Annotated in this window: 10 protein-coding genes; 4 read left to right on the top strand and 6 right to left on the bottom strand. The window is 50.5% G+C overall.

Annotated features, from left to right (window positions below; all coding sequences use genetic code 11):
- Positions 1 to 50 precede the first annotated feature (50 nt).
- The gene (locus Q1Y74_RS05355; RefSeq protein WP_300812698.1) at positions 51 to 665 is read left to right on the top strand and encodes an L-threonylcarbamoyladenylate synthase; all 615 of its coding nucleotides are present in this window, start codon (positions 51 to 53) and stop codon (positions 663 to 665) included.
- Between the two features lie 742 nt (positions 666 to 1,407).
- Here the strand turns inward: Q1Y74_RS05355 and nagB are convergent.
- From nagB to Q1Y74_RS05340, 3 genes are all read right to left on the bottom strand, one after another.
- The gene (nagB, locus tag Q1Y74_RS05350; protein ID WP_300812697.1) at positions 1,408 to 2,220 is read right to left on the bottom strand and encodes a glucosamine-6-phosphate deaminase; all 813 of its coding nucleotides are present in this window, start codon (positions 2,218 to 2,220) and stop codon (positions 1,408 to 1,410) included.
- A 186-nt stretch (positions 2,221 to 2,406) separates the two neighbouring features.
- Positions 2,407 to 3,606: an FprA family A-type flavoprotein gene (locus tag Q1Y74_RS05345; protein WP_300812696.1), complete on the bottom strand. Its 1,200-nt coding sequence runs from the start codon at positions 3,604 to 3,606 to the stop codon at positions 2,407 to 2,409.
- A gap of 45 nt (positions 3,607 to 3,651) precedes the next feature.
- Positions 3,652 to 4,572, bottom strand: coding sequence for a TIGR01212 family radical SAM protein (locus Q1Y74_RS05340; RefSeq protein WP_300812695.1), 921 nt, complete (start codon positions 4,570 to 4,572; stop codon positions 3,652 to 3,654).
- A gap of 219 nt (positions 4,573 to 4,791) precedes the next feature.
- Here Q1Y74_RS05340 and Q1Y74_RS05335 point away from each other — a divergent pair, with 219 nt between their 5' ends.
- The 3 genes from Q1Y74_RS05335 (at position 4,792) to Q1Y74_RS05325 (ending at position 10,032) form a co-directional block, all read left to right on the top strand.
- Complete coding sequence (locus Q1Y74_RS05335) at positions 4,792 to 7,491, top strand: TonB-dependent receptor (protein ID WP_300812694.1); 2,700 nt, start codon at positions 4,792 to 4,794, stop codon at positions 7,489 to 7,491.
- A gap of 349 nt (positions 7,492 to 7,840) precedes the next feature.
- Entirely contained in the window at positions 7,841 to 8,965 is a 1,125-nt protein-coding gene (locus Q1Y74_RS05330) for a hypothetical protein (RefSeq protein ID WP_300812693.1), read from the top strand.
- Entirely contained in the window at positions 8,956 to 10,032 is a 1,077-nt protein-coding gene (locus tag Q1Y74_RS05325) for a hypothetical protein (RefSeq protein ID WP_300812691.1), read from the top strand. Before Q1Y74_RS05330 ends, Q1Y74_RS05325 begins: the two co-directional genes overlap by 10 nt.
- A 594-nt stretch (positions 10,033 to 10,626) precedes the next feature.
- Here Q1Y74_RS05325 and Q1Y74_RS05320 read toward each other — a convergent pair.
- The 3 genes from Q1Y74_RS05320 to Q1Y74_RS05310 all read right to left on the bottom strand — a co-directional run bounded on the left by Q1Y74_RS05320 (position 10,627) and on the right by Q1Y74_RS05310 (position 13,729).
- The gene (locus tag Q1Y74_RS05320) at positions 10,627 to 11,040 is read right to left on the bottom strand and encodes a DUF1573 domain-containing protein (RefSeq protein WP_300812690.1); all 414 of its coding nucleotides are present in this window, start codon (positions 11,038 to 11,040) and stop codon (positions 10,627 to 10,629) included.
- Between the two features lie 107 nt (positions 11,041 to 11,147).
- Positions 11,148 to 13,577, bottom strand: a complete 2,430-nt coding sequence (locus Q1Y74_RS05315; RefSeq protein WP_300812689.1) for a hypothetical protein — start codon at positions 13,575 to 13,577, stop codon at positions 11,148 to 11,150.
- A 26-nt stretch (positions 13,578 to 13,603) separates the two neighbouring features.
- Complete coding sequence (locus tag Q1Y74_RS05310; protein ID WP_300812688.1) at positions 13,604 to 13,729, bottom strand: hypothetical protein; 126 nt, start codon at positions 13,727 to 13,729, stop codon at positions 13,604 to 13,606.
- Positions 13,730 to 13,776: the final 47 nt, after the last annotated feature.

Here is a 13,776-nt window from a genome sequence, read left to right as displayed (position 1 = left end):
AACGGAAGCGGACATTTTTTACTACATTTGCAGGAACTAATACCATTGCCATGCTCCTGAAACTCTACAACAAGAACAACAGCCCCGCCGACCTGCAACGGGTGATCGACCTGCTGAACGACGGCGGCCTCCTCATCTACCCCACCGACACCATGTACGCCATCGGCTGCCACGGCCTGAAGGAACGCGCCATCGAGCGCATCTGCCAGTTGAAAGGCATCGACCCGCGCAAGAACAACCTCTCCATCATCTGCTACGACCTGAGCAGCATCAGCGAGTATGCCAAGGTGGACAACACCACCTTCAAGCTGATGAAGCGCAACCTGCCCGGCCCCTTCACCTTCATCCTGAACGGAACCACCCGCCTGCCCAAAATCTTCCGCAACCGCAAGGAGGTGGGCATCCGTATGCCTGACAACCCCATCATCCAGGAGATTGCCCGCCTGCTGGACGCCCCCATCATGACCACCACCCTGCCCCTGGACGAGGACGAAGACCTGGAGTACGGCACAGACCCCGAACTGATGGACGAGAAGTGGGGCGACACGGTGGACCTGATTATAGACGGCGGCATCGGCGGCACGGAGAAGTCCACCGTCGTAGACTGCACACAAGGCGAAGCCGAAATCGTACGCCAGGGCGCAGGATGGCTGGATGAGGGATAAGCCCTTCACGCCTTCACAACGACGCAAGCCGTTAGTTGTCAGCAGTTTTCCGTGAAACATCCATTTCACGCCCGCTGTCATCCGTTCCTTTCGCCTGCGCCTCGCTTCTTCCCGTCCTGCACCGGCGTGAAACATACTATGCCTCTTCTGTCGGGCGGTTCCACTTTTCTCCATGTTACATTTCACTTTTCCCCATGTTACATGGCGGTTCCTTTCACAGCCCGGTCCGAAAGCCATGCAGAGCATCCGCTCCCACAAGACGGTGAAACATAAAGGTTCACAGCAACTCCCTGCGTATCAACGGCAAAAGCTACTTGTGAAACGGTGAAGGATGATTCAAAAGAACCGAATTTAAGAAGGAGTGAAGGCTTTTCTTTTCCAATTCCGGCACTTCCGTCCCGCCTTGCCGACCGGATGCAGACACAGGCGACTCCCATTGAGCCATGCAGGCATCGAGCAAAGGCCATGCAGGCATCGGGCGCGGACAATGCAAACACCCAATGCGGACAATGCAAGCATCCACCCCAACAGGAATGCAGATATCCCATCGGGCATTCCTCTATGCTTTTTCAGACAGATTCGGAACCGTCACCCGCAGAAACAGGCAAAAAGTGAAAGACCGACACCCTTACCGATGTACGGATTCGGAAATCCACATCTGCAAGAGTATCGGCCTTTCACTTTCTGAACGGAGCAAGGCGAAACGACAGCTTCCCTTAACTCCTCCAATGGTTCAAGGAACTTACTTCAGCAACGACTGCGGGTCGAGGTGGTCGGCCTCGATGTCCTTGAAGTAGCGGTAGGTGCCTACCTTCAGTTCGTCGGTAGCGGCATCGTCACAAATGATGATGCCCTTCTCGTGCATCTGCAGGGCGCTGATGGTCCACATCTGCATCACGGGTCCCTCGACGGCGTGGTAGAGGGCGCGCGCCTTGTTGTGTCCGTTGACGATAATCATCACCTCGCGTGCGCTGAGCACGGTGCCTACACCTACGGTGAGGGCCGTCTTGGGCACCTTGTTCACGTCGTTGTCGAAGAAGCGCGAGTTGGCAATGATGGTGTCCGTAGTCAGCGTCTTCTGGCGGGTGCGCGAGGAGAGCGACGAACCCGGCTCGTTGAAGGCGATGTGTCCGTCGGGACCGATGCCTCCCATGAAGAGGTCAATGCCTCCGTATGACTTGATTTTCTCCTCGTAGCGGGCGCACTCGGCATCGAGGTCGGCAGCGTTGCCGTTGAGGATGTTGGTGTTCTCCGGCTTGATGTCAATGTGGCTGAAGAAGTTGTTCCACATGAAGGAATAGTAGCTTTCGGGGTGTTCCTTGGGCAGGCCTACGTATTCGTCCATGTTGAAGGTGACAACGTTCTGGAAGGAGACGATTCCCTTCTTGTTCAGGTCTATCAGTTCCTTGTACATGCCCAGGGGCGATGAGCCTGTGGGGCATCCCAGTACAAACGGTTTCTCGGCCGTGGGGTTGGCGGCCTTGATTTTGGCGGCTACGTAGTGAGCTGCCCACTTGGATACGGATTGGTAATCCGGCTGGATGATTAGTCTCATGTCTGATTAATTTATAAGGTTAGTAATAATGGTTAATGGATAATGGATAATGGTTAATGGTTAATGATTAATGATTAATGGTTAATGGTTGATATCCATCCGGACGGTTACTAACCGCTAACCACTAACCGTTAACCGCTATATACGCCGCTAACCACTAACCGTTAACCGCTAAAGACGCGCCGCTTATTGCCTGTCTTTCTTCAGCCGTTCGGCCATGGCGCGTGCCAGGTTTTCGCACTGTTCGTAGGTGATGTCCTTCATGGCCTGCTTCATCTCCACGGGGTCGCCCACGATTTCCAGTTTGCTCTTCTCGGCGAACTCGGCCATGCGCTTCACGGCTGCACCGGCCCAGGTGAAGGAGCCGAACCAGCCCAGGTAGCGTCCCTTGACCTCGCGCACCAGTATCTTGGAAAGGAGCGACTCCACTTCGGGATAAATCTGGTTGCTGTAGGTGGGGCTGCCGACAATGAGGCCGCGGTATTTGAAGATGTCCATCAGGATGTAGGACGGATGGCTCTTGCTGACGTTGTGCATCACGATGTTGCGGATGCCCTGTGCGGACAGCTCGGCGGCAATGGCTTCGGCCATCTGCTCCGTGTTGCCGTACATGCTGCCGTAGGCAATGACCACGCCCTCCTCGGCCTCGTAGCGGCTCAGGCGGTCGTAGATGCCTACCACACGGGGGATGTTTTCGGTCCACACGGGGCCGTGCGTGGAGCAGATGGTGTTAATGGGCAGATGGCCCAGCTTGGCCAGCGCCTTCTGCACGGGGTTTCCGTACTTGCCCACGATGTTGGCATAGTAGCGCGTCATCTCGTCCCAGTAGCGGTCCAGGTTGATGCGTGTGTCGAGGAAGCCGCCGTCCAGCGTGCCGAAGCATCCGAAGGCGTCGCCAGAGAAGAGGATGCCGTCGGTCTCGTCGAAGGTCATCATCGTCTCGGGCCAGTGTACCATGGGGGTCAGGTAGAAGCGCAGCTTGTGGTGGCCCAGGTCGAGGAAAGACTCGTCCTTCACCTCGTAGCGGTCGCCCGTCACGCCGTAGTAGCCTTCAATCATGCCGAAGGTCTGCTTGTTGCCCACGATGACGATGTCAGGATAGTATTGCTTGATGAGTCGGATGGAACCGGAGTGGTCGGGCTCCATGTGGTTGATGATGAGGTATTGGATGGGGCGGTCGCCGATGACGCAGCGGATTTTGCGCAGATAGCTTTCGAAGAAGCAGGCATCCACCGTATCGACCAGCGCCACAATGTCGTCGTCAATCAGGTAAGAATTGTAAGATACGCCGTATGGCAAAGGCCACATGCCTTCAAAGAGGTGCTTGTTGCGGTCGTTCACACCCACGTAGTGTACTTTTCCTTTAATCAATGTTTTCTGATTCATTTCGATGTATTTAGTGATACGTGACGCAAAAATACGTTATTTTTATTAATTTACATACAACTTCCCCTGATAAGCGCCCAGTTCTTTCATTCTTTTTTGCAAACGGTGGTTGAATTCATAGTTCTTCAGCCCCCAGTCAGGCGCAATGAGCAGTTCCTTGGGCGACTGGGATACAAAACGTTCCAGCACGAGGTCGGGGCGCAGGTGCTGCACGTAGTCCGCCACCAGTTCCACGTACTCGTCCACGTCGAACAGGTGGAAGTCCTCGGGGTGCTGTTCGTACTCGGCGGCCATGCGCGTGCCGCGTATGAGTTGCAGCTGGTGCATCTTCAGCGTGGTCAGGGGCAGTGACGAGACGGCGGCCGCCTGGCGTACAATGTGCTCGTGCGTCTCGCCCGGCAGGCCCAGGATGACGTGGCCGCCCGTCAGGATGCCGCAGGCCGCCGTGCGCTCCACGGCCTCGGCCGCCTCGCCGAAGGTGTGCCCGCGGTTGATGCGGCGCAGGGTGGCATCGTCCGTGCTCTCTATGCCGTACTCCACCAGCAGGAACGTCCGGCGGTTCAGCTCCTCCAGGTAGCGGAGCAGCGGTTCGGGCATGCAGTCGGGGCGGGTTCCGATGACCAGCCCCACCACGTCGTCCACCGCCAGTGCCTCCTCGTACTTCCGTTTCAGTTCGTCCAGTCCGCCGTAAGTGTTGGTATAGGCCTGGAAGTAGGCCAGATACTTCATCTCGGGATATTTGTGGGCGAAGAAGCGTTTCCCTTCGGCCAGCTGCTGCGCCACGGACTTCTCCGTGCGGCAGTAGTCGGGGTTGAACGTCTGGTTGTTGCAATAGGTACAGCCGCCGTACCCCTTCGTCCCGTCGCGGTTGGGACAGGTGAAGCCGGCATTGAGCGAAATCTTCTGCACCTTATAGGGGAAGTACCGTTTCAGGAACAGGGGAAATTCATTATACAGGACAGGCATAGGACATCAACAGATGGTTAGACATCGGCAAATGTAACGAATTGCCTCCATCCGCCCAACCTTCCGAAGCCGAAAATGCAGGCCCGGCGGGAAGAAAAAGAAGCCCGTCCCGGCTGCAACATCTTCGTAACAGAATTGAGAAAGGAATGTACCGGCTGTGCATCAATCCTGTAACACGGGTTCCCCACCTTTGCAGCGGAAAAAAGAAACGAATAAAAGATGAGTATGAAAGCTGACTTGGGAAAAATCCTCTTCCTTATTTTATTCCTTACCCTATCTGCCATGACCGCCCTGGCAGGCACTATCAAGGGAACAGTTACCGACAAACAGACCAAAGAACCACTGACCGGAGCCACCGTGCAGGTGGCAGGCAGCACGACCGGAGCCGTGGCCGACGTGGACGGCCGCTACACGCTCAACGTACCCGACGGCACGTACGACCTCACGGTGCGCTACGTGGGCTATGTGGACATCAACGCCCGCCGGGTGAAGGTGAGCGGAGAAACCGTGCTGAACTTCGAGATGGAAACCGACGCGCAGACACTGGGCGAAGTATCGGTGGTAGCCAGGAAGAACCTGGAAGGCGAACGCGCCCTGCAGGTAGAACGCCAGAAGGCCACACTGGCCATCGAGAACCTGGGCGCCAAAGAGATGAGCCTGAAAGGCATCGGCAACGTTCAGGAAGGCGTGAAGCAGATAACGGGCATCTCCATCGCCGAGTCCGGCCAGCTCATCGTGCGCGGACTGGGCGACCGATACAGCAGTACCACGCTGAACGGACTGCCCATCGCCTCGCCCAACCCGGACAACAAACTCATCCCGCTCGACCTCTTCCCTTCGAGCACGGTGCAGAACATCACCGTCAGCAAGGTGTACGACGCCAGTGCCTTTGCCGACTATAGCGGCGCGCACATCGACATCAGCACCAAGGAGAACGTGACGGACGAGTTCCTGAACGTCAGCTTCAACGTAGGCGGACAACTGAACACACTGGGACGCGACTTCTACCAGATGGACCGCGACGGAACCCTGTTCAAGACTCCTTCGCTGGACGAAAAGATATACGACATGCCGCTGCTGGACTTCGACGAGTACGTCACCAAGAACAACATCTTCCACACCACCTTCGACGTGGACAAGCGCACGGCCCTGCCCGAATTCGGCGGCAACCTGGGCTTCGGACGCAACTTCGGCATCGGCGACCAGACGCTGAGCCTGCTGGCCTCGCTGAGCCTCAGCAACGAGACGCAACGCATGGACGACGCCTTCTATAAGACGCTCGAAGCCACGGGCAACGTACAGAACGACTTCACCTACGACGAATATACCGCCACGCTGAAGATGGCTGCCCTGGCCTCCGTAGGCTACACCCTGCGTCGGCACGACCGCATCGGCTACACCTTCTTCTATGCCCGCAACGCCAGCGACTCCTACCAGAGCCGCGCGGGTGTGGATGCCGAAGGGCACAACCTGTGGGGCAGCAACGACATCACCCACATCTACACCCTGCAAAACCACCAGCTGAACGGACACCATGAGTTCGGCACCCGCTGGCAGCTGAACTGGGCAGGCTCCTACGGCAAGACAGGCAGCGAAGAACCCGACCGCCGCCAGGTGATGTTCACCAAGGACGATGCCGGCAACCTGCAACTCTTCAAGCTGAACCGGCAGGAAACCATGCGCTACTTCGGCGAACTGAACGAACAGGAATGGGTGGGCAACCTCGACCTGCGCTACAACTGGGCGGAACAGAACTCCGTCCAAATGGGTCTGGCCTACAAGAACAAGGACCGCGACTACATGGGTACCCGCTTTTACTACAACGTCAACAAGCTGAACCCCGTCATCGACAATATCTACGACACCGACAGCTTCCTCAACCAGGCGAACGTGGAGAACGGCAGCATCGTCATCGAACGCAAGATGCAACCCCACGACACCTACCGTGCCGGAATGGACATCTACGCCGCCTACGCACAGACGGACTTCTATCCGCTCAGCTCGCTGCTTGTCAACGTCGGCCTGCGCTACGAAATGACCCGGCAGTGGGTAGAATATGCCATCGAGGGCGACCAGAAGTACCAGCGCCGCCGCGACCTGAACAAGAACGACCTCTTCCCCACCGTCAACCTGAAATACTCCATGGACGAGCGGAACAACCTGCGCATGTCGCTGTCGCGCACCGTGACGCGCCCCTCGTTCATCGAAATGGCTCCCTTCCTCTACCAGGAATCCTATGGCTCGGCCCAGATACGCGGTAACGAAGAGTTGCAGAACGGCTACAACTACAACTTCGACCTGCGCTACGAACGCTTTGCACAAAACGGCGACATGCTTTCGGCAACGGTCTACTATAAGTTCCTCGACAAACCCATCGAACGCATCCAGAAGCTGCAAGGCGGTGCCACGATGCACTCCTTCCAGAATGCCGACCAGGGCATGGCTGCCGGTGTGGAAGTGGAACTGCGCAAACAGCTGGTACGCGACCTGCGGCTGGGAGCCAACGTCTCCTACATGTACACCAACGTGAAGCTGCCCGAAGGCGGCGCCTACACCAACAAGGACCGTTCGCTGCAAGGCGCCTCGCCCATCCTGCTGAATGCCGACCTCACCTACTCGCCCCGCTTCGGCGAAGAACGCCAGCTCAACCTGTCGCTCCTCTACAACCTGCAGGGCAAGCGCATCCATGCCGTCGGCGTGTCACAGCTGGGCGACATCGACCAGATGGCTGTCCACACGCTGAACTTCAACGCCAGCTACAGCTTCAGCCGCCACTTCAGCGCCAAGCTTCAGGTGACCGACCTGCTGAACCGCGCCGTAGTCTTCAAGCAGGAAGTGCCCAAGACGGGCGAATACATCGAAGTGGAACGCTTCAAGGAAGGTACGGGTTTCGAAGTGGGCGTCAGCTATAATTTTTGAGTTAACAAGTTGACAAGTTGACGAGGGGACAAGTTAATAAGAAAATAACTGAGTCCGCTTTAAAAAGTACACTTTTTGTCTTAGTACATAACATAGTTATCATTCTGTCATCCTGAACGTAGTGAAGGATCTCTTTCGAAGGCTATGTGATAACAGACCCTTCACTTCGTTCAGGATGACAAACCAAAGTGATAGTAACTATAAAGAAACTCATAGGAAACAGACTTGTTTAAAGTAAACCCAATAAAATAAAGAGTAATAATCCAATAGTTGACAAGAGGACAGGGTAAGCCTCGTGGTCTGAAGCCTTGTTCCTTGTCAGCAAAACACTAAACTTAAAACTTAAATTATGAGCAGAAAATTGTTTTCAATGGCCCTTTTGGCCGGCATGGCACTTCTCGGTGCATCATGCAGCGATGACGAAACAACAAACAACGACGGCGGAATAGCCGACGGCACTACGCTGAGCGGTACAATCACCGAAGACGTAACCCTGAAGTCGGGCAACACCTACAAGCTGAGCGGTGCCTACACCGTAGAAGAAGGCGCTACCCTGAACATCGAACCGGGTGTAAAGATTGTAGCCGTTTACGATGACAATGTAGACTACATCCTGATAAAGCAAGGAGCCAAAATCAACGCCAAAGGTACGGCATCGGCTCCCATCATCATGACTTCCGAAAAAGAAGAATCGGGTGCCTGGGGCGGTATCCACATCTGCGGACGCGCCCACACCAATGCCGAAGGCGGCAAGGGAAGCTCTGAAATTGGAGGTGCCGAATACGGTGGCAACGACGACAAAGACAACTCGGGTGTTCTGCAATACGTACGTCTGGAATACACCGGCTATGCTTTCGACGAGGAGCACGAAGCCAACGGTATCAGCTTCTACGGCGTGGGTAGCGGAACAACGGTTGACCACTGCCAGGCTTACCAAGGATCGGACGACGGTTTCGAGTTCTTCGGCGGATCGGTCAACGTCAGCAACATGGTTGTCACCAGCTGTAGCGACGACTCTTTCGACTGGACCGAAGGCTGGAACGGTACGGCTACCGACCTCATCGCCATTCAGGAAGCCGAAGAAACACTGGGCTATGCCTGCGACTGCCTGATCGAAGCCGACAACAACGAAAACAACTACAGCGCCACTCCCGTAGCTCATCCTACGCTGAAGAACCTCATCCTTGTAGGTAACGGTGCAGCCGGTAAAGGTGTACACCTGCGCCGCGGTACTCAGGTAACCATCGAAAATGCCGAAATCTACGGCAAGCAAAACGCTATCTACGTAGAAAGCGCTGAAACAGAAAACGCATTGGTCAACGGAACATCGAGCATGAGCAACGTAAGCATCAGTGGCATCCTGACCAGCAAAGAAGGCATCTATACCAATGCCGAATTTGAAGCCGACGGCAACAAAGCCAATCAGGCCAACCCCTACACTTCGTACGAAGACATCATTGCCAAATGTCCCTAAGCGACAACGTACTGGCCAACGAAAGCACCCTGCAAGGCACCATCACCAACGACATCACGCTGGGAGCCGGCAACACTTACTACCTGAGCGGTGCCTATACGGTAGAAGCCGGAGCTACGCTGCACATTCAGGCAGGTGTGAAGATCATCTCCAAATACGATGACAACGTAGACTACATCCTCATCAAGCAGGGAGCCAAAATCAACGCTACCGGTACAGCCGACGCACCGATCGTAATGACTGCCGAAAAACAGTCGGCCGGCGCATGGGGCGGTATCCACATCTGCGGACGCGCTCATACCAATGCTGAAGGCGGCAAAGGAAGTTCTGAAATTGGCGGTGCCGAATACGGTGGCAGCGACGACAAAGACAACTCGGGCGTTCTGCAATACGTACGTCTGGAATACACCGGTTATGCCTTCGACGAAGAGCACGAAGCCAACGGTATCAGCTTCTACGGTGTAGGCAGCGGAACAACGGTTGACCACTGTGTAGCCTATCAGGGTTCGGACGACGGTTTCGAGTTCTTCGGCGGATCGGTCAACGTCAGCAACATGGTAGTCATCAGCTGCAGCGACGACTCTTTCGACTGGACTGAAGGCTGGAACGGTACGGCTACCGACATCGTAGCCTATCAGGAAGCCGAAGCCACATTGGGTTACGACTGCGACTGCCTGATCGAAGCCGACAACAACGAAAACAATTACGAAGCTACTCCGGTGGCTCACCCCACGCTGAAAAACCTGATTCTGGTAGGTAACGGCGGTTCGAAACAAGGTGTACGTCTGCGTCGCGGTACTCAGGTGACAATAGACAACGCACAGATCTGCGGCAAAGGCAAGGCACTGACGGTAGAAAGCGCTGAAACAGAAAACGCACTGGTCAACGGCACTTCCAGCATCACCAACACCACCATCAGCAACAACGTGAACAGCGAAAAAGGCATCTACACCAACGACATCTTCGCTGCCGCCACAGGCAACAAGGTAGACGCCAACCTGTCTTACGCTTCACTGGAAGACATCAAAAAGGCTTGCGACTGGATGAACGGCAAGTGGGTAGACTAACCCACCCCACCGCTGACACACAGCCATTGCTATAAAAGACTGTACCGGAACAGGTCCCCTGATCGCTTCCCCCAGTAGAGGGAAGAAGAAGGGGCTGGTTCCGGTACAGTTTTTTTGTTTGTTTCAGCGTAAGTTTTCAGCCCTCCGTATTATTAACGCAGCAAACAATATTCCCAATTCCTGCTGCGCAATGTCGTAACCTGCTGCCTGACGTGCATCCATACGGATGTCCTCCGAACAGACGAAACCGCAGAATGCGGTTATTTAAGAAGAAAGCCGTACTCATCCATTCAAAAATTTATTATTGGCCAGTACACCACTTTTTTTGTCATGTTGAGCAGAGCAAAGCGGAGTCGAAACATCTCATATGTGCGGTATACGGCAACAAAAGTATAAAAAGGTAGTGAGTAGAGAATCAATCAGAAAACAGTGTTTTTCAATTAGATGATTAGACGAAGATTTTTTCCTAACTGGGGAAAAGTTTTTTGCTAACTGGAAAAATGAATATATGGTTTTAGCTTATGAATACCAGTAATCGCCTATACTTTAAATAGCCATATTAGCTTATTTCATGATAGTCAACCTTCATGATCTTTATTTACTTATAGTTCCTGTCATCCGTAATGTATAAACGCGATTAGCATTTATTCTAACTCTCACACTTTTATTGAAATAACCAGGAGCAGCTTGCTTTCCATCAAATGTTACGTTTATTTTTCCGGTTTTCCCTGGCTGTATTACTCCTTGAGTATAGTGAACTGTTATACATTTGCAAGATGGAACTACATTAAGGATGGCTACAGGTACATGACCAGTGTTTTGAAAAATAAATTCGTTGGTGTAAACAGAGTCAGCAGTTAGTGTAAAAGTACCTAATTGACAGATCGTATCTGTAAATTGTATTTCTCCTTTATATATATTGGGATCTTTCTTTTTAGTTTGATAGTTGCAAGAAGTAATCCACAAGCTACTTACAATAATAATTGATTTTAAAACAACTTTATACATTCTCTCTTTTATTAGAATAAAAACAGGCTCCCGATAAAGATTATATCGGAAGCCTGAATAATTTATTAATTTCAGTACTTTTAAAAGAAACCTAAAAGCACAAATATTTAGTTTCTAACAACGATAGGTTTACCGTTGAAGGTACCGCCCTCGATAAGTTTTGTACAAGTTACATAAGCAGTATTTTGACCAACTTCAGCAGGTTTAATAGTGAAAGTACCGCCTTTCTGTACTTCGATAGTTCCACTTACTTCCAAAGTCTTATCTTGAGATTTATCACGATTCTTAAATGTGGCCTTACCGCCTTCAACAACAGTCAAATTTTTAGCCTTCATATTACGAACATCTGTTTCTGTGTAGAATACAGCCCCGATTGTAATATCACCGTTTACTGTGATAGTGTTAGTCGTATTAGATGTTTTGATATAAAGTTCATAGTACTTATTCTTACTAACTGTTAAGTTACCGATAGTAATTGCTTTTGCAGGCTCAAAAGTTACATTAGAACCTGAAACCACAATATTTACATCTTTCTCATGATGTTGTTTAATCTTATCAAATGTATATGTGATTCTAGAGTTAGAAATGATTTCAATTGTACTACAAGCAGTTTTGTTTTCATATGCTTCATTCATACGTTCAACACCATCTACTTTACAAATATAATCTCCCTTTTCACCGAATACCATATATTGAGTAGCACCACCTACGATAGCACCTACATTATCGATAAATGTTCCATTGTTTACAAAGTTCTCGCCAGCCTCAGCAACAGTAGAGCCTGAAGCATCAAGCATACTGAAGTCGCCTTTCACTTCGAATGTTCCATTATTGTTGATTGTACCACCTTTAACAGCAACAACAGCACCTTCAGCAACCTCTGCAACTGCATCCTCTGATAATGTCAATGTACCATTGATAACAACATCTTTTGCATTAGTTGTAAAGTTAACTTGTCCTACAGTTTCAATCACTGCTGTATTAGCAACAATTGCCCCAGATTTGGTGAAATTGATTGTTCCAGCAGCAACAGGAGTAGCCTCACCTGCTTCAACAGTTACATTACCACCAATTGTAGCACCTTCTACAGCAAGGATACCACCCTTTACGCTAGCTGCGCTACAGCATCCTTTACCTTCCACTACTACATCAGATTTAATAGTAGAGTTATCAGCCAAAGTCAATGTCTTACCTTCCGGAACGATGATTTTATCACCTTCTACTGTAACATATGCAGGAATTGTTGCATCAGCAGTTAATGTTATATCGCCGATAACTGTTACCTTTATCGGATCCTTTGCTGTTCCCTCATTAGCAATAGCAGCATTAAAGCTATCATTATCAACAGCAACCTTTGCATTAGCTACAAAATCTGTTGCTTTTGCATTAACAGCGACTTTAACACCTTCAGCTGCACCAATTGTATAGTTACCTGCTTCAATTACAGCAACACTATTATCACTTGCATAAAGCACAACTTTCAGATTATTAACTGTTGTAGGCAATACGGGGAAATAGAACCTTTTAACGGCTGCATCTGAAAGGGTTACATTATCTTTAAGGTCAGCAACGATTGTTGCGTTTGTTTGTTTGCTTCCCGATACATATAATGCTTCACCTGCAGCAGCACCATTATTCTTAATCTTACTTGCATCCAGATTTACACTTGTAACAAATCCATCTTCACTCCACAAAGCTATTTTTTCAATCTCCTTGCTTGTCCCTTTAATCTGTAAACTGATAATTCCAGAAAGAGGATCCATACTGAATTTGGAAGCTTGGCTACCACCTATCAAATTTTTTGCGTAACCTACTAAAACTGAATTTTTAGCTACATGCGCTGCTGAAACATTTCCTTCTTTAACATTGTCAAACACAACTTTTGAAACAACGGGCAAAGAACCAGCATCAACAAAGTTTTCATTGTATGGATAGTAAGCTATATAGCTACCACCAAAAATAGCCTTGTTGCTAGTTTTAAAAATACCAGTGTTCAAATTCAGTGGTTGACCATTTACATAATTGCTTGCATCTTTCAATTGAGCCTTAATCTCGCTCAAAGCAGATTTATTATTTAACGAACCAACGTTAATATTAGAATATAATGCACCGTTTTTTAATGCTTGTGTACAATTGTCAAACTCTACTGCATCCTCACCTTCAGCCAACCATCCGTCATGTAAGAACTGATAATTGGTATATACGTTACTGCTAATGCTTCCTGTTCCATCAGGTAATTCACCAGTCCAGCAAAGACCAATTTCGTCAGTCGCTACATTCAATTTTCCTAACATACTATTGGCACCAGTTCCATCAGCAAGTATTTCAGGAATCCAGCTCCATTTCAAGTTTCCATCTACTTCCCAAACGCCTCTAGTAGTCCCAGCAGCGCCTTGTACACTCAAAACAAAATTATCACCAAGCTCCACTAAATTATTGTTAGAAGGAGCTGTTCCATTTTCAATAAGCTCTTCGTTAGAGCAAGCGGCAAATGCCATAGGCAAAGCCAACGCTAAAAGTAACTTTTTCGATTTCATATAAATGCTTAATTTATAATTACTATTTAGAAGTCATCAGGGATTTCAATATCACCTACCGAGCCATCGGTGCTGCTTCCTGCGAAGCCCCTTTCAATTTCTACCTCCAGAACTTCCACTTCCGGAGCTACATAAAACTTTTCCATTTCCATAATTTTAGTTTTTAATTGTTAGTAAATAAATTAATGTTTATTAGTAT

The sequence above is a fragment of the uncultured Bacteroides sp. genome, assembly GCF_949298305.1.
Taxonomy (GTDB): Bacteria; Bacteroidota; Bacteroidia; order Bacteroidales; family Bacteroidaceae; genus Bacteroides.
This window is presented reverse-complemented; position numbering and strand designations above follow the sequence as displayed.

Excerpts from the sequence above, each read along its gene's own strand:
- Q1Y74_RS05355 (WP_300812698.1), top strand. The coding sequence starts at position 51 with ATGCTCCTGAAACTCTACAACAAGAACAACAGCCCCGCCGACCTGCAA.
- nagB (WP_300812697.1), bottom strand. The coding sequence starts at position 2,220 with ATGAGACTAATCATCCAGCCGGATTACCAATCCGTATCCAAGTGGGCA.
- Q1Y74_RS05345 (WP_300812696.1), bottom strand. The coding sequence starts at position 3,606 with ATGAATCAGAAAACATTGATTAAAGGAAAAGTACACTACGTGGGTGTG.
- Q1Y74_RS05340 (WP_300812695.1), bottom strand. The coding sequence starts at position 4,572 with ATGCCTGTCCTGTATAATGAATTTCCCCTGTTCCTGAAACGGTACTTC.
- Q1Y74_RS05335 (WP_300812694.1), top strand. The coding sequence starts at position 4,792 with ATGAGTATGAAAGCTGACTTGGGAAAAATCCTCTTCCTTATTTTATTC.
- Q1Y74_RS05330 (WP_300812693.1), top strand. The coding sequence starts at position 7,841 with ATGAGCAGAAAATTGTTTTCAATGGCCCTTTTGGCCGGCATGGCACTT.
- Q1Y74_RS05325 (WP_300812691.1), top strand. The coding sequence starts at position 8,956 with ATGTCCCTAAGCGACAACGTACTGGCCAACGAAAGCACCCTGCAAGGC.
- Q1Y74_RS05320 (WP_300812690.1), bottom strand. The coding sequence starts at position 11,040 with ATGTATAAAGTTGTTTTAAAATCAATTATTATTGTAAGTAGCTTGTGG.
- Q1Y74_RS05315 (WP_300812689.1), bottom strand. The coding sequence starts at position 13,577 with ATGAAATCGAAAAAGTTACTTTTAGCGTTGGCTTTGCCTATGGCATTT.
- Q1Y74_RS05310 (WP_300812688.1), bottom strand. The coding sequence starts at position 13,729 with ATGGAAATGGAAAAGTTTTATGTAGCTCCGGAAGTGGAAGTTCTGGAG.